Genomic DNA, 24,147 nt, shown 5'->3' on the forward strand with positions numbered 1-24,147 from the left:
CTGAAAGAACCGCATCAATGCCTCCGGTAGCCAGAATTGCTTCACTTGTATAGTTGTTACCTGCATGACCGTCAAAAATCTCCGTATAATGTGCACCGCGAAGCTGAAGATCCTGGCCTACACAGGTACATCCAACCAGTTTAAATCCTTTTGCACCCACAGCTTTCGCTTTCGCCACTACGTCCTCTTCAATCAGACGATCCTGGATATATGTAAACATGGAGTGCTGGTGTCCGGTAATCATAATATTGATATAATCAGTATCAATCACGTTAAGTCCAACCGGTGCAAATCGTATCTCCGGTTCACCTAACAGGATATCATTTAACAAATTTGTAAGCATCAGTCCGTATACACCGGTAGAAACCCCCAGTTTCAGGCAGTGAACCAGCATATCCATTGGATCTGAATTCAGGTTTGTGGAACATTTTACTACACCTGAGAATACTTCTGACTTGGATCCGCCCGGCATAATTCCAAGTGCTTTCCAGGCATCCAGGCGTTTGCCGTAAGCCAGTTTCTCAATCAATTCCATCTGCACATATTCCGGTTTGTAGAGGTCAGCCAGAACAGCATCTGCAACCTTTACTGCCAGATCATAAACATCTTCACCTTCAATGCCAAGTACTTCAGCCAGATTCCGAAGTGACGCTTCCGAACGGATCTTACCCTTTGCAAGTGCCGTATTCTTAAGGTTCAGAGCCGTATTTTCCACAACATGAATATAACATCCGCTTCCGGCTGCCACTGCTCTTAAAAAATTCCTGGTAACAATGGTATCTGCATCTGCTCCGCAGATACCTCTTGGAGCTTTCGGGGTAATTCTGCATGGTCCGTTAGCACAGAGACGGCAACAGACACCCTGCAGTCCAAATCCACATTTTGTAGACTGGGATTCCACTCTGTGATGAGATGTCTCCATGGGTAATGTCTTAATAAAAGCCTCCAAAGGTTTGTCTGCACTTTTGCAGGTGTTGCAGCTGAAACATGAACTACAATTTGACATGAAAATATCCTCCTTTAATGTATGCTTATAAACTCATTTGATATCAATAACTGTTATTGATACTATAACATGAAATTTTCTATTTGTGAAGAGGGTATTGATAAATTTTTATCAAATTTTCAAAATGTCTTTTTTCTGCATGTTGTTTCCCTGACAACCAGTTTCGGAAGGGTGGTATAATACTGGACCTGGAGAAGCGGATGCCTGATTTTTTGCAGCAGAAGCCTTCCTGCCTGAATTCCCATATCGTAAACATCAATGTCCACCACCGTCATAGGCGGCTCAATCATATGCGATAGCGGAAAGTCATCAAAGGAGATGACGGACATCTGCCCGGGTACCCGGAATTTCCGCTCATCCAGAGCCTGCATTACACCGTAAGCAATCTTATCGTTTTCGCAGATAATCGCTTCCGGCTTGTCAGGTGCATCTAATAATTCCATTGTAAGCTGATAGCCGCTTTCCTTGGTGTAGGTTCCATGTTTGATAAAATGCTCCGGCACGCTGAGCCCATTTTCCCTCATTGCCGAAGTAAAGCCCAGCAGCCTGTCTGTGGATATCTCATCTTCTTTTCTTCCCCCCACAAAGGCAATCCTGGTATATCCATACTCCGCCAGGTGCGTTGCCGCCATTTCCCCTGAGATACAGTTATTGATATCAATCCAGCACACAGGGCTTCGAAATCTGGGTTTTCCGATCAGTATATGGGGAAATGCTTCATTTACAAGCAATTCAGCCAGTTCCTTCGATGTGGCGGACCCATGGACTACAATTCCGTCTGCACGTTTTCTGGCAATGGCATCCTTTGCAATTGAAAGTGCCTCTTCTTTGCTCCTCGCTCCTGTAAAACTCATATTATAGGACTTCGCTCCAAGTATGGTCTGTACCCCGCACATAATTTCGAACATATGGGGATTGGAAAAAGCAATGCGCGGCTCCAGCTTTGTCAAAAATATAATATTGTTCGTTTTTTGCCTGGCAAAATTACTTGCCTGGGAATTCGGCTGGTAATGCAGTTCTTCCATGATCTCCTTCACACGGATTTTCGTGGCATCTGAAATAGTGGGAGCGTCATTGATTACTTTGGAAACTGTTGAAATGGATACTCCCGCCTCTCTTGCCACATCTTTTATTGTTATTTTCATATGCACCTCCTGTGCTTATTTTATATAATTATCTATATGATAAAGCGCTTTCCTAATTTATTCAATCATTTTGCCTTAATTTGTATTGATCATTGCAAAGTTTATAGTATAATTTCACATATATATCATGATATGTAAGATTTTATTAAGCAATTTGTTTTATCCGCTGTAACAAATCCAGTAAATCGTTTTCCCAAAAAAGGAGGAAGAGTATGAAATTAAGTAAAATGAAAAAGCTGCGTCGTTACCTGTTTTGTTTTTTGAGCATCCTTTTACTCTCAGTCACATTACTGCCCGCAAATGCCTTTGCAGCCACATCCCTCAGGGGCGAATCCATCTATCAGATTATGGTAGACCGGTTCTATGACGGGGATTCCGGTAATAATGCAGCCGGAGAGGCTTTTCGCTATACCGAAAACAGCCAGGATGATTTCCGGTATATGCATGGTGGTGACTGGCAGGGTATTATAGACAAAATCCCCTACATAAAAGACATGGGCTACACTGCCATCTGGATCTCTCCCGTTTCGGACCCACAGCTCTGGGGAGTACCGGATGCTTCCGGCAAACAGTGGCCGACCGCTTATCACGGCTACAATGTATATGATCCCAACAGGGCAAGCCGGTATTTTGGTACCGAAGATCCGGAGGCAAGTAATAGCGTTAACCACAACGCTGCCGTTTTGAAACTTGTTAATCAGGAGTTCCCTTCCGGTGACTAATCATAAATCCGAAGGCCCCAATGCCTCCCTTTATATTCCCTTCACCGTACAAATCCGTCAACTCTTCCTGTTCTTCCAGGAATAAATCCCTTCCGGTATTCATCCGTATCTCCACTGCTTCATTTTCACCACTCCGCTCTAATATCAGCAGATTCGCATGGTTCTCTGAAACATATAATCTTGCCTTCATACTGCTTTTAATAAACTTCTTCCTGATCTGCAGCACTTCTTTTACAAAAGCAGCTGTCTCATCCCCTTCCTCCCATTTCATGGGACTCCGGTATGCAAACTCCCGTATTCCCTCTATTCCTTTTTCATCCCCATAAAATAAACTTGGTATTCCGGGATAGAATGCCAATACCAGAAATGCCAGCTTCCATTTCCTCAGATCACCTCCGCACAGTGAAAGGAAACGCGGTACATCATGACTGTCCAGCAGATTCAGCTGGCAGCCGGATACATTGTCCGGATATCGGAAATACATTTTTCCCATAGAAGAAGCAAAGGTATCTGCATCCGTCTTCCCCAATGCAAAAAAGTCACGGCAAAGCCCCCGGAATTCATAATTCATAACGGAATCAAACATGTCACCTTGTAGCCAGACCCGGGCATTTTCCCACACTTCACCGATCAGGACAATGTCCGGATTTATTTCTCTTGCCGTCTGTCTGAAAAATCGCCAGAATTCTTTAGACACCTCATTTGCCACATCCAGCCTCCACCCGTCAATATGATATTTTTCAATCCAATAGCGGCTTACCTCGGCAAAATACTGCTGCACTTCCTTATTTGCCGTATTGAGCTTCGGCATTTTTTTCTCATAAGCAAAGCAGGCATAAGATGGGATTTCATCATCTAACGGGCGTACAACCGGAAATTCTAACTCGTAAAACCAATCCTTATAAATGGACTTTTCCCCTTTCTGCACCACATCCTCAAATGCAAAAAAATGCCAGCTGCAGTGATTGAATACTCCATCTATTATCAAATGCATACCTCGTCTGTGCACCTCGTCGGCAAGACAGCCAAAGTCTTCGTCCGTACCCAGACAGGGATCTACATGATAATAGTCCCAGATATCATATTTATGATACTCTCCCGCCGCAAAAACAGGATTCAGATAAATGCAGTTAAAACCCATCTCCTGTATATAATCCAGGTTCCACAGAATTCCTCTGATCGTACCTCCAAGGCGGTTTTTACTTCTGTTACCGCTTTCCGTAAGGATCTCCCGGCTTTGGATTTCTAAATTCTCTTTTTCATTCGCAAAACTGTCGGGAAATATATTATAAACCACGGCATTTCGAAACCATTCCGGAATCTGCTGTTCCTCCTGACGCAGCATAAATGGATATTGAAAATACTCACTGCGTCCCTCCACGATCTGGTCTCCGATCTCCAGATCTGCTAACTCCCTGGTAAATCCCTCCCCATAGTAATAGGTCCATTCCGTTTCTTTTTCTAATTTAAAATAATAACAAACCCTCTGATAAGGGCTTTCAAAGGTCACTTCATAATAATCATGAAGGGCATCCCTAAGAACATTTCTCATAGGCAGATATGTAAACTTTACCGGGGTATGCATATCTGCCCGGTCGGCATAGTAAAAGGAACATTCTGTTAAGTCCCCTGCCTTTGAGCGCAGCCTTATTGTTAAAACGTTCCCGCTTCTCACAAATGCATATTGTGACTGGGGAATATGTAATATTGCACTTTTCTCCATTTGAACCACCTAACCTTTCACTCCTCCGGCTGTCAATCCGGATATCATATATTTTTGTATACAGAAGAAAACTACTAAGATCGGAACAGATACCAGAATTGCTGCTGCCGAAAACAAAGGCCAGCTTCTGCTGTAATCACCTGACTGCAGCTGATACAGTCCTCCTGCCAGGGTATAATGATCCGCATTCATCATAAATGTGGTAGCAAAAAGATATTCATTCCAAACAAAAATCAAAACCATTACCGCAGTCACAATAATTGCGGGTCTTGCAAGTGGCAGCACAATCCGGTACAGTAACTGAAAATTACTGGCGCCATCAATCTTTGATGCCTCTTCAATCTCCACCGGTATCGTGTCAAAATACCCTTTCATATTCCAAATCGCAAATATACTCATGGATCCTGCATAGATTATTACAAGACCGATATTGGAATTCAGAAGATGGAATGTCTTAAACAGACGGAAAATTGCAAACATCGAAAGAATCTGCGGGAAAGCATTCAGCAGTAAAAGCAGCCGTAGGATCTGTTTTCTTCCTTTATAGCGGAAACGTGAAAAAGAATAGGATGCTGTTACCGCCGTCCCCATGGCAAATATCATGGTTCCCACACTCAGGACAACAGAATTTTTCAGCCACAGAAGAAACGGCTCATCAACCAGTATGGAATGGTAGTTTTCCCATGTAAACTCCTGCGGGATAAAAAACTGTCCGGAAGAAAGTGCCGCAGACCCATTGCTAAAGGAAAGCGACAGCGCATACAGGATTGGAACAAGCCCGGTTAAACACAAAATTATAAATACGAGATTTAATATGGATAAGCCAAGAATATTTTTCATTTTACGTCTGCTCATCACACTTCCTCCTTTAACCCACGATTTGTAAAAAACGAAAACAGAATAATAAACCCGAATATAATGATTGATACGGCGGAAGAAAGGCCGTAATTATTGGAGACAAAAGCATTTTCATGGGCATAGGTAATAATAGTATCCAGCGTTGCACCGGATAGGGAACCTTTTTGCTTTGTCAGCAGATAGATAATATCAAACTGCTTAAAAGTGGTAAAGGTGGTCATAATGACAGCCGGCGCCATAATTGGCTTTAATGCCGGAATCGTTATATAAATATTGCGTTTCAACGGCCCTGCCCCATCTAACTTTGCACTTTCATAATAGCTCTGGTCGATACTCTGCAGTGCCCCGTCAATCATCATAATCATAAACGGCAGTGCCATCCACAGGTTCAGAACCATACTAGACAAAAATGCCGGAACATTTTGAGAAAGGAACTCAGCTTTTGGCATCCCCAGTGCTGCAAGTACCTTATTAAACAACCCGAACTCCGTATTAAACATTCCCACCCGCCACAAAAGAATGGATACATATGCAGGCATTGCCCATGGGAACATCAAAAGGGTTTTATAGAATCTGCTTAACTTTAATCCCTTAACATTTAATCCTAAGGCGATCAGATAAGCCACCCCAACCTGTATTACCATATTCATAACAGTCCAGATAATAGTTGTAAAAAGAGCAGACAAAAATCCGGAATCAATTTTTAACAATGCCCGCTCATAATTTTTTAAGCCGATAACTTTAAAATCAAACCAATGATAAAGATTCATATCCGTTAGGGATATATATCCGGTATATAAAATTGGAAAGACGACAATGGCTCCGATTAAGATTACTGCCGGTGTACAATAAAGCCACGGCAGTAATTTTCTTTTTTTATTCATCTCTGACTCCTTTTCCACCAACCTATACATTTTCGGCAAGCTCTCTAATATAAGAGAGTGGACATCACTGCCCACTCTGCATTTATTTCATATCGGAAATAGCGGACTCCGCTTCTTTTTGGTATTTATCTGCTGCCTGGTCTACATCTTCACCAGACTTATTCACAGCTGCCAGCAGAGACTCCGCAGGTCCCCACATAACACTCATTTCCGGAATATTCGGCATTGGCTGTGCCGTCTGAGCGGTTTTTTTCATTGCTGTAATCATTTCGTTTCCTGCTACGTCAGGATCATCATAAGCTTTTTCATTGGCAGGCGCACAGTTTGAATCCTTAGCCAAGGCGATGCCCAGATTCACATCCAGCATTGCCGTTAAGACTTTTCCGATCACATCCTTCTTATCCTTTACCGCATGTTCCATCACACCTACTCCCTGAATTCCGGCATAAGGTGCCAGCGCTTTTCCATTTGGCAGTTTGATATCCGACAGAGACTTGATACCCAGATTAATTCCTGCATCTTTGATACCGGAAACCAGCCAGGGTCCGCCGATAATCGCTGCCGCTTTTTTATCATTGAAAAGTGTCGTCACCGTATTATAATCTCCATTTGCCTCCAGCTCCGCGAACTTTTTATTATAGGTAATTGCTTCTTTTGTCTCTTTGACATTTAATCCTGGTTCCCCTTTTTCATTGATAATATACCCGCCGAAACCATTGATGAACGGAGATACATTATATGCGGTAGAATGCTGGTTCACTAATGCATAAGTACCGTTTGCGGTATCTGTATTTGCCTTCATATAGTCATAGATACCATCCGCAGTATCCGGAATATCCCCCTGCCACAGATCTTTATTGTACATGAACAGCAGTGTTTCAAAATACACTGGCAGCAGATACTGCTTTTCTTTATACACACCGGCCTCTACTGTCATTGGCAGTAGATTCTCCAGTTCCTCTTTGCCGATCACATCGGTAATTGGAGCCAGGACCCCCATCTCAACAAAGGTACCCAGGGAGTCATGGGCATATAAATACATATCCGGTCCATTTTCAGCATCATTGCCATACAGCTTTATCTGATCTGTCAATCCTGTTTTCTTTTCAAATGTCACACTTATCTTATTCTTCTCCAGGGTTTTATTGACTGTATCCTGAATTGTCTTCATGATAGCCTCATCACCGTCATGCCAGATTTTCACACTGGCAGATTCCATTTTTTCCGTAACCTTTGTATTTTGCGTGTCCTTTGTATTCTCCTTATTCTCCTTATTCTCCTTATTCTCCGTATTCTGCGTATTCTCCGTATTTTCTTTTTGCTGTTCACTCGTATTACTGCTGACTGAACTGCATCCAGCCAATGTTCCTGTTACCATAGCAGCACATAAAAATACACTTAACCCTTTTTTCATGTTTTTCCTCCTTTTTAGGAAACTGTTTTCATTAGTTTCCAGTTGAATTAACTCATTTACTCTGTTTTTATATGTTATTTTTATCATAATATTGATTATCTATCAATATTTTCTGTACAAAATCACAGATAAAATAGAGAAAGCGTTTTACTCCCAAAATATATTTTACAGTTCCTATTCAAAAACATAAAAATAAAACTATAACAAAAATGGGACTTGCGCATAAAAGCGAAGCCCCATTTTTTACTGCTAAATCTTCTCGTTGATAATCCCATGCCGGTATGCTGACAACAGGCTTTCCAATTCCTTAATGGTGTGCTGCAGTTCTTTTCCGATATCGGTATCCGCAACCAGCCTGCGGCGCATCACCTGTTCTACAACCATACTTTCAGAATGGATATCCGTCTCTTTTGCAATAGCATCTTCCATCGAAGTAAAGGGATCATGTGCTACCAGACGCAGACCATAGGAATTGTAAACCAGGGTATAACCTGCAATGCCCGTCACTTTCTGGTACGCCTTGGAAAATCCGCCATCGATAATCAACAGCTTGCCATTGCATTTAACCGGTGTTTCTCCCTTTGAAAGCTGAACCGGCATATGCCCGTTAATAATATGCGACTGCGTAATATCCAGCCCGAACTCTTCCAGAATACGGTTTACCGTCTCTTCTTTTTCAATATATCGGTAATATGGATTTTTTTCTTCATGATGGGTTTCTTTATCTTTGATCAGATAACGTTCAAATGTAGTCATTTTATCTTTTCCAAAAACAGGGGAGTTTCCGTTGCTCCAGATATACCATAGGATATCCTGCCCCTTTTCCCGTTCCTCTTTATCCAGTACCGAATAATAACCTTTTCTGGCGTAAATTTCCAGAATATCATAAAGTGCTTTTCCACTGTATTCCGTTCCAAAAACCTTTACCTTTTTAAAGCTTCCGTCTTCATTCAAGGGCATACATCCATGATATAAAAGATTGGAATTAAAAATTTTATATAAACTTCCATGAGAAAATAAAAACCGCACATGCTTCTGCAGCTTTTCACATTTCATAAAAGCAGATTGAAGCCGATCCATAACTTCTTGTTCCGCTGCCGAGAGTTCATAAGGATTCTTAGGGTCTACCGTTGGGAAATTCGTATCAGATAAAGGATAAACCTTACCTTCCAGTTGAATCGTACCTGCTTCATAATCAATCTTATCCAGTAAAAGCCTGTCTTCCATCTCAAATTCCGGACGGCGCATGATAACCTGGCTTTCCAGTTTAAACTGAATGATAGCAATTGCCTTCTGCATTCTGCAGTCCCATTCCAGATCCTTGGTATTATATTCTTCCTTATCATAATTAATCTTAAAGCAGCTGCACTTGTCATTCCCGTAAGTGTTCATCGCAAAGTTCGCAAGGGGAATCAGATTGATCCCATACCCTTCTTCCAGCATATCCAGATTACCATAGCGAGCCGCAATACGGATGACATTTGCGATACTGGCTTTATGCCCAGCCGCAGCCCCCATCCACACAACATCGTGATTTCCCCACTGGATATCCACAGAATGATAAGTCATAAGCCTGTCCATGATAATATGCGGACCCGGTCCCCTGTCAAATATGTCTCCGACAATATGTATATGGTCGATAACCAGCCGCTGAATCAGGTTACTCAGGGCAATGATCATTTCCTTGGCACTGCCGATTCGGATAATCGTATTCAAAATAGAATTATAATACGCTTCTTTATCCTGAACCTCTTCCTTTTCTGTAATCAGCTCTTCAATTACATACGAAAAATCTTTGGGCAATGCCTTACGCACCTTCGACCTGGTATATTTGGATGCCACCCGTTTACAGATCTGTATCAGCCTGTGCAGCGTAATCTTATACCAGTCTTCCAGATTATCTTCCGTCTTCTCCACCAGTTCCAATTTGAGCTTTGGATAATAAATTAAAGTAGCCAGGCTTTTTTTATCCCGGCTACTTAAAGTATTTCCAAATTCTTCATCAATTTTCCTGCGGACAGACCCGGAACCATTTTTCAGCACATGAAGAAACTGTTCATATTCTCCATGAATATCTGTCAAAAAATGTTCCGTCCCCTTTGGCAGGTTCAAAATGGACTGGAGGTTAATAATTTCTGTTGAAGCTGCTGCTATCGTAGGATAGAGCTTAGCAAGACTTTTTAAATATCTCATTTCATAATCCTGTTCCACAAAAATATCCCCCTTGCTCCTTTAATCCCCCGGCAACGTTCCAAGGACAGACAATCCTGACTTATCCGCTGCGTGAGGGTAGAAGACCCCGCAGCCTGCTACGGGGTCTTTGACTAACAACGCCTTTATTATTTTGCTGCAATTACATCGCTCATATCATAGAATCCTGCTTCTCTGCCCGCTAAAAATTTAGCTGCTTCCACGGCTCCTTTAGCGAATATTGCTTTGGAATATGCCGTATGCTTGAACTCGATCACTTCATCTGTGCCGGCAAAAAACACCTCATGTTCGCCCACTATATTGCCGCCACGTACAGCTGAGATACCAATTTCTTTGGCATCACGCTCTTTACGTTCCTGGCTTCTGTCGAATTTGTAGGTATACTGATTTCCCAAAGCTTCATTCATACTGTCAGCCATGGCAAGTGCCGTTCCGCTGGGAGCATCTACTTTATGTTTATGATGTTTCTCCACAATTTCCATATCGAATCCCGCCGGTGCCAATACCTTTGCAGCATCCTGCAGCAATTTCAAGAGAGTATTCACCCCCAGAGACATGTTTGCAGATTTTAAAACTGCTACCACTTTACTGGTTTCTTTCACCCTTGCAATCTGTTCTTCTGAAAGACCTGTCGTACAGACAACCACCGGAAGATTGCGTTCCATACAGAAATCTAAAAGTGCATCCTCAGCCTTGGCTGATGCAAAATCTATTACAACATCCGCCTGCACATCACATTCACGGATATTGGTAAAAACCGGATATCCATTATCCCTGTTATCTACAATATCAATCCCAGCTGCAATCTGAGCATTGGGATCTTCATTTACAATCTGGCTGATCACCTGGCCCATTTTTCCATTACAGCCATGCATAATTATCTTTATCATACGTTACTCCTTATTGTGCTTATGACAGCTTTAATCCGAAATCCACCATTTCTTTTGCAAGTTTTTCTGCATTTGCATCTTCCATCTCAGTTAACGGTCCGCGAAGAGGTCCGACTTCCATACCCATCAGATTCATAGCCTTTTTAACAGGAATAGGATTAACTTCGCTAAACAGTGCATTGATCAATGGCAGTGCATCCAGCTGGATCTTACGGCTGCCTTCAATATCACCCTGAAGGAACTTTTCCACCATGTCATGTGTCTGCTGTGGAGCAATGTTTGATAATACGGAAATAACTCCCTTACCGCCTAATGACAAGAGCGGAACTACCTGATCGTCATTTCCGGAATATAAATCAATTTTACCATCCGTAAGCTGCATCAGCTTAGCAATCTGGGAGATATTCCCGGTAGCTTCTTTGATACCAACGATATTTTCCACGTTGCTAACAAGTTCAGCCACAGTTTCCGGTAAAATATTGCATCCGGTACGGCTTGGCACATTGTATAAAATAATCGGAATCTTAACTGCATTTGCAATTGTTGTATAATGTTTGATCAATCCCTTTTGCGTTGCTTTATTATAATATGGTGATACCAGAAGAAGACCGTCAGCTCCGTACTTCTCTGCTTCTACAGATAAATACACCGCTGTATCTGTGCTGTTTGACCCTGTACCCGCTACTACTGGAATTCTTTTTGCTACTTTATCAATGGTATATTTAATTGTTTCTAAATGTTCCTCATGAGTCAAAGTAGCAGATTCACCGGTCGTACCGCAGATAACAATTGCATCTGTTCCATTTGCGATCTGATCTTCCAGAATCTCTCCTAATTTTTCAAAGTTAACGTCTCCATTTTCTTTCATCGGTGTAACAATTGCCACACCTGCGCCTGTAAATATTGCCATGTGCTTTTCCTCCTTAAAAAAATAAGGACAGGCTAAAGAGCCTGCCCCTAAAGATTACGTAAAAAAATTCTTTTGGATAGCTCCCCATCATAAAAATTATGATGACAGTCATATAGCTTTTCGCCACATGCCCAAGAATACGGCTACAGGTACCGCACCTTTCGGCGTCTTTCCCTTTCTAAAATCTTCATCTATGCCTGAACATATCCAATTCTATACTGATGAAACACGCGACCTCTATCAAACCTATTCAGTTAATCTAACTATAGCATCATTAAAAATCCTTGTCAACAATTGTTTTCGATTTTATGAATCGTCGACATCTGTGTCACTTCATCGACACAGTCCCAGAGTTCCTGTCCGTTGCAGATCCCGGTCATTATAAGCTCTGTCTCATCATCCTTCGCTTCAATTAAAGTGCGGATATCATCAATTGTCACAATTCCATGTTCAATCAGTCCCAGTACTTCATCTAAGATCAGGACTTCGCACCCCTCTGTTACCAGAACCTTTTTTGCAAAATTCATTCCATTGCGAATATTCTGTGCCTCTTCTTCCTTTTCTTCTGCACTCAGACTATCGAAGGATTCATCTGATTTTTCAAACCGGAATAACTTAATCTCCGGTTCCAGGCGCTGCAGGAAACTGATCTCTTCGACCATCCTGCCTTTCAGAAACTGAATGACAATCACAGATTTGCCCTGGCTGGCAGCGCGGATCCCCTGACCGATAGCTGCAGTCGTTTTACCCTTGCCTTCACCACAAAATATATGTACTGAACCTTTATCCATAGCGCACCTCTCTTAACTGACTGGTGGTTAAACCGCCATATACCAAACTACATCATCAGTTTTATTATTTTACTACAGTTAAATAAAGAATGCAATACTTATTCCATATATTCCAACTTGCTTACTGACACTTCATAAGCAATTCTTTTTTCAGTAATATCTCCCTCCAGTTTTTTCATGTACTCTCTGCTTTGTATTCGTCCCCATACCTGCACATGTCCACCTACGGAGAAACCGGAAGTAAACCTTGCATTTCTTCCCCAGCAAATGCAGGGAATGTAATCCGATTTGCCATATGGACGGTTGACTGCAACCAGCATATCGGAAATTTCTCTTCCAAGCGGAGTCTTACGATATACCGGAGGCTTACAGATAAAGCCATCCAGGAATATCTGATTTGTCTTCACCTTGTCATTTTCTTCTTCAACGAAAGTGACCTCTCTGGCAAATACGGACAACACCAGCCTGTTCTTTTTTTCTTCATGTCTGTTGTAGGAGCGGAACTGCCCCGTGATCTGTATGTATTCTCCCTGGTAATCCTGTGTCACGTCAATCAGTCTCTCTGAAATCATCACTGGTATTCTGTCCAGGGAATCGCTGAGTCGCTTAACCAGCACATCTAACATGTAGAATCCCTCCCCAAAAACCTCGTGGCTAAAAGTAAAGCCTGATGCAATTTCTCCAATAATGGATACCTGATTGTTTTCAATAATCTTATCTGTCATGAATAATAGTTCTCCCTTCTTCTTACGAAGTATCTCTTTTCGTATTTTGTATATTAATATATCTATTCGGCGAAAATCACTTTTAGAACCACAAATTTTTAAAATTTCATTATTTTTTTTAGAATTATGAATGAATGTCCCTTAAAATCGACAAAACCCCTTGTAATCTGGGAAAAATATGATAAACTGTATGAGTTATATTTTGTTCATTATATGGAAAGAAGGAAAATCATTTTATGAAAAGAGAAGATATTCGTAACATTGCCATCATCGCCCACGTTGACCATGGTAAGACCACATTAGTTGATGAGCTATTAAAACAAAGTGGTGTATTCCGCGCCAATCAGGAAGTCGCAGAGCGTGTCATGGATTCCAACGACATTGAGCGTGAACGCGGCATTACGATTTTATCCAAGAATACAGCTGTTTATTACAAAGGTACAAAAATCAACATCATCGATACACCAGGACATGCCGACTTTGGCGGCGAAGTAGAGCGTGTATTAAAAATGGTAAATGGTGTTGTTCTCGTTGTTGACGCTTTTGAGGGTTCTATGCCACAGACAAAATTTGTTCTTCGCAAAGCCCTTGAATTAAATCTTCCGGTTATTGTCTGTATCAATAAGATCGACCGTCCGGAGGCCAGACCAAATGAAGTTATCGATGAAATCCTGGAGCTGTTTATGGATCTCGATGCTTCCGACGAGCAGTTAGACTGCCCATTTGTCTACGCTTCTGCAAAAGCAGGCCATGCCGTTCTGGATATGACGGATGAAGCAAAGGATATGACTCCTTTATTTGAAACAATTTTAGACTACATCCCTGCTCCGGAAGGTGATCCGGAGGCTCCTACCCAGGTTTTAATCAGTACCATCGACTACAATGAATATGTAGGCCGTATTGGTGTAGGTAAAGTAGACCGTGGTACTATAAAGGTAAACCAAGAAGTTGTTTTGGTCAACCATCATGAGCCTGAAAAACAAAAAAAAGTGAAAATCAGTAAATTATATGAATTTGACGGACTTAGCAAAGTGGAAGTTCAGTCTGCAACGATCGGATCTATTGTTGCTATTTCCGGAATCGCTGACCTTCATATCGGAGATACCCTTTGTGCACAGGAAGATGTGGACGCTATTCCATTCCAGAAGATTTCAGAGCCCACCATTGCCATGCATTTCATGGTAAATGACAGCCCTCTTGCTGGCAAGGAAGGAAAATACGTAACCTCCAGACATCTCCGCGACAGACTGTTCCGTGAATTAAATACGGATGTCAGCCTTCGCGTTGAAGAAACAGAAACTACAGAAGCATATAAAGTTTCCGGACGAGGCGAGCTGCATTTATCGGTACTGATCGAAAATATGCGCCGTGAAGGATACGAATTTGCAGTAAGTAAAGCCGAAGTACTCTATCAAAAAGATGAACGCGGCAAATTATTAGAGCCAATGGAGCTTGCCTATGTGGATGTACCGGAAGAGTTCTCCGGAACCGTTATTCAGAAATTAAGCCTTCGTAAAGGTGAATTACAGGGCATGAGTATTGCAGGGGGCGGTTATTCCCGTCTGGAATTCTCAATCCCGGCCAGAGGCCTGATTGGTTATCGTGGAGAATTCTTAACAGATACCAAGGGTAATGGTATTCTGAATACCACTTACGATGGATATGGTCCTTATAAAGGTGATATCCAGTACCGCAAACAGGGTTCCTTAATTGCTTTTGAATCCGGTGAGTCTGTAGCTTATGGTCTTTTCAGTGCACAGGAACGCGGTACCTTGTTTATTGGTGCCGGTGAAAAAGTATATGCTGGTATGGTTATCGGACAGAACGGAAAAGCAGAAGATATTGAATTAAATGTCTGCAAGAGCAAGCATTTGACCAATACCCGAGCTTCCGGATCAGATGATTCCCTGAAACTGACTACTCCAAGAGTATTAAGTCTGGAACAGGCTCTGGAATTTATTGACACGGATGAGCTTTTAGAGATCACACCGGAAAGTCTCAGGATTCGTAAGAAAATACTGGATCCTACAATGAGAAAGAGATCTGCCAGAAAATAAATCTTTAGAAGGGACATAATATATGGTAAAAAACAAATCTTTTCTGATCATTATCTGTTTCCTGTTTTTAATAACAGGACTTTATGCCGCTCAGACAACCGCGTTTGCATCAGCTGCAAATGGAATGAAAAAACACTCGAAGAAAACAGAAAAGGTTATATTCACAGGTGCTTCCGGAACTGCCCTGATGGAAGGTTCCAGAAATGACGGAGATACCAAAAGACCTCAGAATATAAACTATGGAAAATGGGAAAAAGGAAAAGATTTATTTTTTATTACGAAGTCAGGATCTGGAATACTATGGTTTCTTTCGCCGTCTGAACGACAGACAATTTTATCCAGGTTCTCCTGTTTTTCCACTTCTTATGACAGTACCCATCCACAGGGAGGGGCATATTTGAGGAAGCTTCTTGACAGTGATAAACCACAGAACGTACACTATTCTGTCGCACTGATCATTGAAGGGAACGATATCCGCAAAGCCAGGAAACGATCTCAAATTCGTAAGCAGGCTCAGGTATATGCAGATTATTACCTGTCGCTGGCCCGCAGATATCCATCCTATAACTTCTATGTTATATCCAAATCTGCTTATGCGCCCGGTATTAAAAAGAGCAAAGTAAACCGCAAATCCAGGGCATTCAACAAAGAATTAAGACGGATTTTATCGAAACAGGCGCTGCCAAATATTAAGTATGAGAAATTTTATGAATATTCAAAAAAGCTTTATCATAAGAAACCTGGTAAAGCCGGTGCGACTGCTGACCAACATCCTAATCAGTATGTGACCCAGCAATGGTTTAACCGTATTTTAAAATATATGAATTTGAGCCCTAACGGCTGATTCTGAATACATCAAAAAAGGAGGGATTTAATCTCTCCTTTTTTATTATGTTATTTAATTGTATATCTTTTGCTAATGTTCTTTTGTCTATGTTCTTTTGTCTATGTTCTTTTCTCGATTTTCTTTTACCTATTTACTTTTACCTATTTTTTTACCTATTTTCATTTTCCTAGCAACAGCATTTTTTCCAGCGGCCTTCTGGCCAGCTCCATAATCGATTCATCTAATTCTACACTGTTATCCATATTTTGCAATTGATATAGAACTTTATCCAGACTGATCTTCTTCATATTGGGACAAAACTGGCGATGCCCAACGGAATAAAATTTCTTATCCGGATTTTGCTGCTGAAGCTCATAAAAGATTCCAATCTCCGTGCAGATAATAAAAACATCCTTACCGCTCTTGTCTACATAGTCAATAATCTGGGCTGTACTTCCCACAAAATCTGCCAACTGCAGCACATCCATACTGCATTCCGGATGTGCCAGAACCAATGCATTTGGGTGCAGTTCCTTTGCCCGCTGGACATTTTCCCTGGTGATACTTTTATGTACATGACAGAATCCATCGTGAAAAATAAACTGCTTCTCTGGAATCTGTGATGCAGCATAACGACCTAAATTATTATCGGGAATAAAAAAGATCTCTTTCTGAGGCAGCGCTCTCACAAGGTCAACAGCATTGGAAGAGGTCACGCATACGTCTGAATGCGCTTTTATTTTTGCTGATGAATTTACATAACAGACTACCGCTGCATCAGGATGTTTCTCTCTGACTTCTTCAATTGCTTTCACATCGACCATATGCGCCATAGGACAGTCCGCATAAATATCCGCCATCACTACTCTTTTCTCCGGATTCAACAGCTTTGCGCTTTCTCCCATAAAAGTTACGCCGCAAAAAAGAATATTCTTTTGTTTAACTGTAGTTGCTAGCTTGCTCAGGTAGAAAGAATCTCCTACATAGTCAGCAATCTCCTGCACCTTTCCATCCACATAGTAGTGGGCGAGTATTACGGTATCTTTCTCTTTCTTTAACTTCTCTATTTCTTCTGTCATTTTGAATCCTTTCTTGCTGTCTGCAATCAGTTTTAATCATATCATATACTATATCATACAATATATATTGTTCTTATAGGAATTATATTTATATTACCTTTATTTGTCAATAGATATTGGGGGTTTTCAAGATTAAAGTTATAAAGTTATGGTCACCAAGAGCCTTTCCACTTCTACATAAAAGAAGCTCTGTCCTTTATCAAACAGAACTTCCAGAATAATATAACATTTGAAAAAAATGCATCTATCTGAGGTATCGGTCAAAACTATTTCGACATAATATCCCTTGACACCACAGGTAATTCTCTACGGAGTAGGCTGTTATCATGGATTCCTTTCCCTTCAATCCTGCAGGTCAATCCATTTTTTTAATCGGTCCGACTCATAAGCCTGCTCCATAACATATTGTATATATGCACCCTCCTGAAAGGACGGGCTAGGCGCTTTATCTTCATTTATACAGTTCAAAAAGCTGTATAGGCTGTGCACATGGGAGCGAATCCACCCGATGGAAAATTTGGGTCCCGGGAAGGTTCCGCCTACGCTTTCAAACCGCTGTACACACTCGATTTTCGTATATCCCTTCAGGCCACCAAAGGGCTGATCTGAAGCCGCGTTATCATAGAACTCCAACCAGTTGGGATCCATGAGATTAAAGCGCAGAGAACCCTTTTCTCCATGAATTTCAAATCGCAGTTCATCATTGGCACCGGTGGCTACCTTGGATGCCTCAATGGTACCGATGCCCCCCTCTTTCATTCGAACCAACATCAGTGCAACATCATCCGCTTCAATATCAACCATGTTTCCATTCTTATCCGGGCGTTGTGGATAAACAATTCTGGTATCCGCCATAATTGAGATATATTTCCCCAGCAAAAAGTACATCACATCAAGAATATGTGAGCCAAGATCAAATAAAACCCCACCACCACCAAACTTCTTATCCTGCTTCCAGCCGATTGGCTTATCCCGGTCAACAGACCCGGAATGGAGATAACATGCTCGAAAGGACATGATTTTCCCAAGCCTTCCCTCTTCCAGCAGCTCCTTAGCACGCAGCGTTGCAGGTAAAAAGCGGTATTGCAATGCCACCTGCCCTATGCGCTTACTCTCCTCCAGCTGAGTGATGATATCCTTTGTCTCCTCGAAACTGGTAGCCAGGGGCTTATCGCAGTAAACATGCTTTCCTGCTTTCAGCGCATTCATTACCCCTTCCTTATGATAAATGTTGGGCGTACAAATATCTACCACATCAATCTCACTGCAATTAAAAATATCATCCGGATTATCGGTGGCAAATTTAAATCCTAAACTATCCTTCGCTTGCTCCGCTACCGATTTTACCGCATCGCAAACTCCAACCAGCTTAATTTTATAGGGAAGATTACCATAATACAATGGAATCGTCTTATATCCATAAGTATGTGTTTTTCCCATAAATCCAAATCCAACAATACCTACTCTAATCTCTTTCATTCTGATACTTCCTTTCTATTTGTAATCTCTGTATTTTTTGGCTGCCCGGTACAGTGCAGCAATACTTTCTGGCCTGGTATCTTCCTGAATATTATGTCCGGGCCCCAACACATAGCCGCCTCCCTGACCCATAATCCGAATCATCCGCTCCACTTCGGCCTCAATCTCCTCCTGAGTGCCAAAGGGCAAAATACATTGCTCATCAATGCCTCCCCAAAAGCAGACACGGTCACCGAAGGTCTTTTTCAGTGCATCCGGTTCCATTTCTCTGGCTCTTACCTGAACGGGATTCAAAATATCTACCCCTGCATCAATCAGGTCTTCAATCAGAGGGAAAATATCTCCACAGCTATGCAGCAGAATTTTTACATCGGCCTGTTCATGGATAAACAGAAATATCTTTTTATGATAGGGCTTCACCACGGTCCTGTATATCTCTGGTGACATCTGCGGGCGATCCTGCATTCCCAAATCATCTGCATAGCCAATCACCTGAACGTATTTTCCTACCTGATCCAAATAGTTTTTAAAATATCGTTTCTGTAATTCAAACAACCGGTCATACAGTGCCCGCACAAAATCCTGGTCAATCAGTAAATCACAGCTGATATTTTCATAGCCTCTCAGCTTCTGGGAGGTTTCATAGAAGCCCGGTACCCCAAAATCGGCCACCACCGCATAGGGACTGTTTTCATATAGTTCCCTGGCCCTGTCCCGCAGCCCGATATACAGATCTGGATCATCCGGATTGGGCATTTTCATGTTGTCTAAATCCTCAATCACCGCATCCTTTAGCGGGTGATAGATGGTATCATAATATAAATGTGGATCTGCACGCTTCAGGCGGTTTCCAAACCCATTTTCGAAAATACCATCCACAATATGGGGAACCCCTACATTAAGTCCCACTCTCCGAAAATCTGATTCAAATCTTATCTTAAGTTCCTGACATGGTTCCACCGTTCCCATGGAATAATCAATGATAGGATCTTCTTCATCCTCCATGTGATAGTATTCCCTCAGCCTTTTGTGGGCATGATAATCAGTGCAGGTGACCACTGTGCCTCCAAAATCTACCGGCACCTTATCCGCCTCCTGGTGATTCAGCGTCCTGATCACTCTTTCTCGAGAATTCATCTTGACTCCGTCCTTTCTTTCCTCATACAATACCACGAAATCCCTCCAGTGCCGGATACAACTGCCTATACTTCCGGTATTGTTTCTGGTAGCGTTCCTGCTCTGCCGAATCAGGAATAAACGCATCTCCCACCGTCACTGCCATCTTCACGGCCTCGTCATACCCTGTATACACTCCAGTTGCAACACCAGCCAGCAAAGCTGACCCCAGGCAAACAGCCTCCTTATTTTTCAGGGTAACCATCCGCTTGTTGGTTATATCCGCACGAAGCTGAACTGTAAAAGCAGAGGATGCATTACCTCCGCTAACGGCCATACCTTCAAAATCTCCGATAGCCTTTTCTAAAATAGATATGTTTTCGGCCATCTCAAATGCAATGCCTTCAAAGATAGCCTTGTACATATGATATTTTGTAATGCCCGGGACTACCCCCGCGATTACCCCTGTGGCCCTGACATCCCAGTGAGGATTACAGGATCCAACCATATGCGGGGTCATGCACACACCGGTAGGCCCGCTGCACATGCTTTCCACCTTTTCATTCAAGATATCATACAGACTGATTCCCAGCTCCTTTGCAATACGTACCTCTTCCGTACAAAATTGCTCTACAAACCATCTAACCGACAGGCCGGCGGGAAAAAACGCCAGGGTAACATAGCGATTCGGCACTACATGGCAATAGGAGTTCAGGCTGCATTCCAGAGACGCTAAGGTATTAGCAGGACGTTCTGAAACAGCAGTGATACACTCGTAGGTTCCCGCGGAATCAGACACCTCTCCCGGGTTGATTGCCCCCGCCCCCAACGCACCGCAGGGCTGGTCATGCCCCCCCACCGCCACGGTCACTCCCTCCGGCAGGCTGAGCATATGGCATACGGCAGGAGTCAATTTTCCCGCCACTGTTCCTGCTGGCTGTAAGCTCCCTAATTTTCTCTCCGGCAAACCGGCCGCTGCAAGAATATCCTCCGACCATCTCTGGCGTCGGATATCAAATGCCATGGTTCTAGTGGCCAGTGAAAAATCAATAACCGGGTAAAGTCCTAATTTTCCAAGGATAAATTCCTCTACACTGAGAAAACGCTGAGTCTTTTCAAACTGATCGGGCCTGTGCTTTTTTAGCCACATAATTTTATTTAAAGCGAACATGGGGTGCAACGGAACACCGGTAATCTCATATATTTTTTGTTTTCCAACGGTATTATCCCACCACTCGGACTGTTCCGTCGCACGATTATCGGAGTTCATCACCCCTGGGCCAACGGCTTTTCCATCCTGGCCCACCGGAATATAGGTCTCCCCATGTGAGCTGACTGCCAGCGCCTCAACAGGATTTCCGCAGGTCTGTTCCGCTATCTGGCGAATAATTGTTACAACTGCTGTCCAGAAAATCTCCGGTTCAATCTCAACCATTTCAGGACCGGGACTATAGGTGGCGTATGCGTAATTTGCGCTTGCCAATATGCTCCCGTTATAATCAAAGGCAACTCCCTTACAGCTGCCAGAGCCAATATCGATTCCCAGTAAACTCAAATCGCTTACCCCCTATTCGTTGACCTTGATCATAATTTTAAAAAATTTTTCTTCACGATTTTCTATCATTTCAAAAACCTCTTTGATCTGATCCAGGGTGAAATAATGCGAAATCATTCCATCTATTTTGATAGTTCCTTCTCCCATTAGCTGAATCATCTCTTTATAATCCTGAGGCGTGTACATGGTAGTACCAGACAGCCGCAGCTCATGCTGGACGAAATCGGGCAGGTGCGGAATGTCATACCCATTCTGCAGAACTCCGATAATAACGATACGGGTCCCCCTGCCTGCAATCTGCAGAATCTGGTCTAATACCTTCCCCTTTTCACCAACACAGTCATAGAATACGTCGACCTCCCTGGCTCCACCCAGAATCCGGGTCAATCCATCCTCCAGCTTTTCCACAGACACATCAATGGTTCCATCGGCACCCAGCTTTTCAGCCAGACACAGTCTTTCTCCATCCCTATCAGCGATGACTACCTTTTTCGCCCCCAAAGCCTTACAGCTTTCCATACAAAAAATACCAATGGGTCCCGCACCGATGATTAAAACGGTATCTGTGTTCTGGATTTCCCCTCTTTTGGCACCATGATAAGCAACACAGGCCGGCTCCACCATTGCGCCGTCATCCATGGTCATAGTATCCGGAATTGGGATTACCATTTCCTGGGGCATACAGATATACTGCACATGCGCGCCGTCCGCCTCCGCCCCCGTGCACCGCAGGCTTTCACACAAATTATAGTTTTGGCTCTCACAAGCCTTGCAGATTCCGCAGACAAGATGTGGAATCACGGTTACCCTGGTGCCGATTGCAGGCTTGTCAACCTCTTCTCCCAGCGCCTCCACTTCTCCCGAAAACTCATGTCCCATAATAACCGGAAACGTCACATAGGGGTGTCTCCCAAAGTAAATGGTGGAATCTGAGCCGCAGACACCTACCCGGCACACCTTTATCAGTACCTCTCCCTTGGCCGGAGACGGTACCTCCGTCCTGTCTAAAACAATTTTTTTCGGCCCCACCAGTGTGGCTCGCAGCATTTGTTCTTTCATATTGATTCCTCCTGGTCTCTATCCTCGTTATTTTGTTTGATAAAGCTGTACTATGAATTCTGCGACACTCTGCTCATCCAGCTTCTGCCGCTGATACAGCCACTCCGGTGATGCAGATGCCCCATAGACTGAAACACCCTTTTTTGCAAACCGGCAATGTAATCCCTTCTCTGCCAGATAGGACCCGATAATCGTTCCGATCCCGGAACGCACATTATGATCCTCGTATGTCACAATCATCCCCGTATCCGCTGCCTGTCTGACTGCTTCCTCATCTATCTCCAGAGGACTTGTGCAGTTAAGAACACCTAGTTCCAGATTCCGCTGCCTGAGAATATCCGTCACCTTAACCGCTTTATGAGTCATGTTCCCGCAAGTGATAATGACACCGTCTCTGCCCTCCCGAATCCAGTCATAGACCCCATACCGATATCGGTAATTCTCATGATACAGCAGATCTCCTGCCGCATCCGTAAGCACCGGCACCTTGGAACGCCCCATAACAACACATATATTTCCAGGTGCTGCGGCTGCATACCGTATCATGCGATCCGTCTGATTGGAATCCGCCGGTATCAGTAATTGAAATCCCAATAAGTTGGATATCAGGCTGATATAGTCAATGCATTGATGGGTTTTCCCGTCCTCTCCCACATCCAACCCGTTATGGGTGCAGATTAATTTCACAGAGGAATGGTTGATATCACTCATTCGATGCTGTCCATAGGTCTCATCAATTCCAAAGGCACCAAAGTCAGCAAAAAATGTTAATATTCCACATTTTGACAATGCCGCCGCAACCGTTGCGGCATTGTGCTCCTGAATTCCACATTCAATTAAACGTTCTGGGAATTCCTTTCCAAAGGATGCCACTTTTACTGATTCAGCAAGATCGCAATCTATGGCCGCAACCAGGACATCTTCATTGGATTTTGCCAAATCACATAATGCATTTCCAAAAGCACTCCGACAATCAGTAGAACAGTCCTTTTCATATACAATCGGCTTGCCCGTTTTCATTTTTTCCTCTGGGCTGCATGCGGCCGTAGGTATCTGCCTCTTTACTTCATCCCTTTGCACATCCTCCTCTGCTGCTTTTGCAAGCTCCAGCTGCCCCAATACCGCCCTGCATTGTGAAGCAGTCAGTATCTTTCCATGGAAATGATAATCATTTTCTATCATGGGAATACCTTTTCCCATAACTGTTTCCGCCAGGATTACTGTTGGTCCTTCTTTACACTGGTGTGCCTTGCGCAATGCACGATACAGCTGCTGATAGTTATGTCCATCCGTCAGAATCACTTTCCATCCAGCTGATTCATATTTTTCTTGCAGCTGCTGTGGCATAATCCGTTTTATATCCCCGCTGGCCTGAAGTCCATTACAGTCAATGACTGCAGTCAGATTATCCAGATGATATTTTACCGCAAATTCTCTGGCCTCCTGCAGCTGACCTTTTCCCTGCTCACCATCTCCCATTATCACGAAAACATGGTGCTTTTCCTGTTTCAGCTTTGCTGCCAGCGCAAAGCCGCTGCCCACGGAAAGGCCTTGCCCAAGACTGCCGCTGCACCATTCAACACCCGGCACCTGCAGTCCGGGATGACCTTCAAACACACTGCCTTTCTGCCGGAACTCCTGCACTGCTTGTTGAATATTACAAAATCCCAATCTGCCAAGTGTCGCATAAATTGCTG

General features: G+C 43.0%; 19 protein-coding genes, 1 pseudogene and 1 riboswitch. Of the genes and pseudogenes, 3 read left to right on the forward strand and 17 right to left on the reverse strand.

Annotated elements, in window-relative coordinates; genetic code table 11:
* Window positions 1-1,006 (reverse strand): annotated as a pseudogene (locus tag RHS_RS20545) (carbon monoxide dehydrogenase); the annotation flags it as partial.
* 119 nt (window positions 1,007-1,125) lie between these two features.
* Window positions 1,126-2,151 (reverse strand): LacI family DNA-binding transcriptional regulator, encoded by a 1,026-nt coding sequence (locus RHS_RS20550; protein WP_047834224.1) that lies wholly within the window; start codon window positions 2,149-2,151, stop codon window positions 1,126-1,128.
* A 212-nt stretch (window positions 2,152-2,363) separates the two neighbouring features.
* Here RHS_RS20550 and RHS_RS20555 point away from each other — a divergent pair, with 212 nt between their 5' ends.
* Window positions 2,364-2,873 carry an alpha-amylase family glycosyl hydrolase gene (locus tag RHS_RS20555; protein ID WP_047834225.1) on the forward strand — a complete coding sequence of 170 codons (510 nt, stop codon included), beginning with the start codon at window positions 2,364-2,366 and terminating at the stop codon, window positions 2,871-2,873.
* Here RHS_RS20555 and RHS_RS20560 read toward each other — a convergent pair.
* The 9 genes from RHS_RS20560 to RHS_RS20600 all read right to left on the reverse strand — a co-directional run bounded on the left by RHS_RS20560 (window position 2,845) and on the right by RHS_RS20600 (window position 13,279).
* Complete coding sequence (locus tag RHS_RS20560) at window positions 2,845-4,596, reverse strand: glycoside hydrolase family 13 protein (protein WP_395023125.1); 1,752 nt, start codon at window positions 4,594-4,596, stop codon at window positions 2,845-2,847. The genes RHS_RS20555 and RHS_RS20560 overlap by 29 nt on opposite strands.
* A 9-nt stretch (window positions 4,597-4,605) precedes the next feature.
* Window positions 4,606-5,451: a sugar ABC transporter permease gene (locus RHS_RS20565; protein WP_047834226.1), complete on the reverse strand. Its 846-nt coding sequence runs from the start codon at window positions 5,449-5,451 to the stop codon at window positions 4,606-4,608.
* Window positions 5,451-6,338 carry a carbohydrate ABC transporter permease gene (locus RHS_RS20570; RefSeq protein ID WP_027293134.1) on the reverse strand — a complete coding sequence of 296 codons (888 nt, stop codon included), beginning with the start codon at window positions 6,336-6,338 and terminating at the stop codon, window positions 5,451-5,453. The genes RHS_RS20565 and RHS_RS20570 overlap by 1 nt, the downstream gene beginning before the upstream one ends.
* 82 nt (window positions 6,339-6,420) lie before the next feature.
* The gene (locus RHS_RS20575) at window positions 6,421-7,752 is read right to left on the reverse strand and encodes an extracellular solute-binding protein (protein ID WP_047834227.1); all 1,332 of its coding nucleotides are present in this window, start codon (window positions 7,750-7,752) and stop codon (window positions 6,421-6,423) included.
* 249 nt (window positions 7,753-8,001) lie between these two features.
* Window positions 8,002-9,945 (reverse strand): fructose-bisphosphatase class III, encoded by a 1,944-nt coding sequence (locus RHS_RS20580; RefSeq protein WP_044289816.1) that lies wholly within the window; start codon window positions 9,943-9,945, stop codon window positions 8,002-8,004.
* A 146-nt stretch (window positions 9,946-10,091) separates the two neighbouring features.
* Entirely contained in the window at window positions 10,092-10,853 is a 762-nt protein-coding gene (gene dapB, locus RHS_RS20585; RefSeq protein ID WP_027293131.1) for a 4-hydroxy-tetrahydrodipicolinate reductase, read from the reverse strand.
* A 19-nt stretch (window positions 10,854-10,872) separates the two neighbouring features.
* Window positions 10,873-11,763 (reverse strand): 4-hydroxy-tetrahydrodipicolinate synthase, encoded by an 891-nt coding sequence (dapA, locus tag RHS_RS20590; protein WP_027293130.1) that lies wholly within the window; start codon window positions 11,761-11,763, stop codon window positions 10,873-10,875.
* A 69-nt stretch (window positions 11,764-11,832) separates the two neighbouring features.
* Window positions 11,833-12,011, reverse strand: a riboswitch (Lysine riboswitch).
* Between the two features lie 39 nt (window positions 12,012-12,050).
* The gene (locus RHS_RS20595; RefSeq protein WP_027293129.1) at window positions 12,051-12,554 is read right to left on the reverse strand and encodes a cob(I)yrinic acid a,c-diamide adenosyltransferase; all 504 of its coding nucleotides are present in this window, start codon (window positions 12,552-12,554) and stop codon (window positions 12,051-12,053) included.
* A gap of 98 nt (window positions 12,555-12,652) precedes the next feature.
* On the reverse strand, window positions 12,653-13,279 hold the full coding sequence (locus RHS_RS20600; protein ID WP_027293128.1) for a single-stranded DNA-binding protein: 627 nt from the start codon (window positions 13,277-13,279) through the stop codon (window positions 12,653-12,655).
* Between the two features lie 236 nt (window positions 13,280-13,515).
* On the opposite strand from RHS_RS20600, the gene typA reads away from it, so the two are divergent.
* Together typA and RHS_RS20610 are read left to right on the forward strand one after the other, a co-directional pair.
* A complete protein-coding gene (gene typA / locus RHS_RS20605; protein WP_027293127.1) occupies window positions 13,516-15,336 on the forward strand; it encodes a translational GTPase TypA in 1,821 nt (606 codons plus the stop codon).
* A 22-nt stretch (window positions 15,337-15,358) separates the two neighbouring features.
* Complete coding sequence (locus RHS_RS20610; RefSeq protein ID WP_047834228.1) at window positions 15,359-16,180, forward strand: hypothetical protein; 822 nt, start codon at window positions 15,359-15,361, stop codon at window positions 16,178-16,180.
* 161 nt (window positions 16,181-16,341) lie between these two features.
* On the opposite strand, the gene nadA is transcribed toward RHS_RS20610, so the two are convergent.
* The 6 genes from nadA to RHS_RS20640 all read right to left on the reverse strand — a co-directional run.
* Window positions 16,342-17,241 (reverse strand): quinolinate synthase NadA, encoded by a 900-nt coding sequence (gene nadA / locus RHS_RS20615; RefSeq protein ID WP_027293125.1) that lies wholly within the window; start codon window positions 17,239-17,241, stop codon window positions 16,342-16,344.
* A gap of 342 nt (window positions 17,242-17,583) precedes the next feature.
* On the reverse strand, window positions 17,584-18,720 hold the full coding sequence (locus RHS_RS20620; protein ID WP_044289230.1) for a Gfo/Idh/MocA family protein: 1,137 nt from the start codon (window positions 18,718-18,720) through the stop codon (window positions 17,584-17,586).
* A gap of 15 nt (window positions 18,721-18,735) precedes the next feature.
* Window positions 18,736-19,857, reverse strand: a complete 1,122-nt coding sequence (locus RHS_RS20625; RefSeq protein ID WP_395023129.1) for a uroporphyrinogen decarboxylase family protein — start codon at window positions 19,855-19,857, stop codon at window positions 18,736-18,738.
* A 22-nt stretch (window positions 19,858-19,879) separates the two neighbouring features.
* Entirely contained in the window at window positions 19,880-21,391 is a 1,512-nt protein-coding gene (locus tag RHS_RS20630) for an L-fuculokinase (RefSeq protein ID WP_027293122.1), read from the reverse strand.
* Between the two features lie 12 nt (window positions 21,392-21,403).
* Window positions 21,404-22,450, reverse strand: coding sequence for a zinc-binding dehydrogenase (locus RHS_RS20635; protein ID WP_047834230.1), 1,047 nt, complete (start codon window positions 22,448-22,450; stop codon window positions 21,404-21,406).
* Window positions 22,451-22,477: 27 nt separating this feature from the next.
* Window positions 22,478-24,147, reverse strand: a 1,670-nt coding sequence (locus tag RHS_RS20640) for a transketolase (RefSeq protein ID WP_047834231.1), incomplete at its 5' end; no start/stop codon positions are given.

The sequence above is a fragment of the Robinsoniella sp. RHS genome, from assembly GCF_001029355.1.
In the GTDB taxonomy this organism is placed as follows: domain Bacteria; phylum Bacillota; class Clostridia; order Lachnospirales; family Lachnospiraceae; genus Robinsoniella; species Robinsoniella peoriensis.

Coding starts and splice junctions, on each gene's coding strand:
- nadA (WP_027293125.1), bottom strand. CDS start 17,241: ATGACAGAAGAAATAGAGAAGTTAAAGAAAGAGAAAGATACCGTAATA.
- RHS_RS20555 (WP_047834225.1), top strand. CDS start 2,364: ATGAAATTAAGTAAAATGAAAAAGCTGCGTCGTTACCTGTTTTGTTTT.
- dapB (WP_027293131.1), bottom strand. CDS start 10,853: ATGATAAAGATAATTATGCATGGCTGTAATGGAAAAATGGGCCAGGTG.
- RHS_RS20575 (WP_047834227.1), bottom strand. CDS start 7,752: ATGAAAAAAGGGTTAAGTGTATTTTTATGTGCTGCTATGGTAACAGGA.
- RHS_RS20600 (WP_027293128.1), bottom strand. CDS start 13,279: ATGACAGATAAGATTATTGAAAACAATCAGGTATCCATTATTGGAGAA.
- RHS_RS20620 (WP_044289230.1), bottom strand. CDS start 18,720: ATGAAAGAGATTAGAGTAGGTATTGTTGGATTTGGATTTATGGGAAAA.
- typA (WP_027293127.1), top strand. CDS start 13,516: ATGAAAAGAGAAGATATTCGTAACATTGCCATCATCGCCCACGTTGAC.
- RHS_RS20570 (WP_027293134.1), bottom strand. CDS start 6,338: ATGAATAAAAAAAGAAAATTACTGCCGTGGCTTTATTGTACACCGGCA.
- RHS_RS20580 (WP_044289816.1), bottom strand. CDS start 9,945: ATGAGATATTTAAAAAGTCTTGCTAAGCTCTATCCTACGATAGCAGCA.
- RHS_RS20550 (WP_047834224.1), bottom strand. CDS start 2,151: ATGAAAATAACAATAAAAGATGTGGCAAGAGAGGCGGGAGTATCCATT.
- RHS_RS20560 (WP_395023125.1), bottom strand. CDS start 4,596: ATGGAGAAAAGTGCAATATTACATATTCCCCAGTCACAATATGCATTT.
- RHS_RS20610 (WP_047834228.1), top strand. CDS start 15,359: ATGGTAAAAAACAAATCTTTTCTGATCATTATCTGTTTCCTGTTTTTA.
- RHS_RS20635 (WP_047834230.1), bottom strand. CDS start 22,450: ATGAAAGAACAAATGCTGCGAGCCACACTGGTGGGGCCGAAAAAAATT.
- dapA (WP_027293130.1), bottom strand. CDS start 11,763: ATGGCAATATTTACAGGCGCAGGTGTGGCAATTGTTACACCGATGAAA.
- RHS_RS20625 (WP_395023129.1), bottom strand. CDS start 19,857: ATGAATTCTCGAGAAAGAGTGATCAGGACGCTGAATCACCAGGAGGCG.
- RHS_RS20565 (WP_047834226.1), bottom strand. CDS start 5,451: ATGAGCAGACGTAAAATGAAAAATATTCTTGGCTTATCCATATTAAAT.
- RHS_RS20595 (WP_027293129.1), bottom strand. CDS start 12,554: ATGGATAAAGGTTCAGTACATATATTTTGTGGTGAAGGCAAGGGTAAA.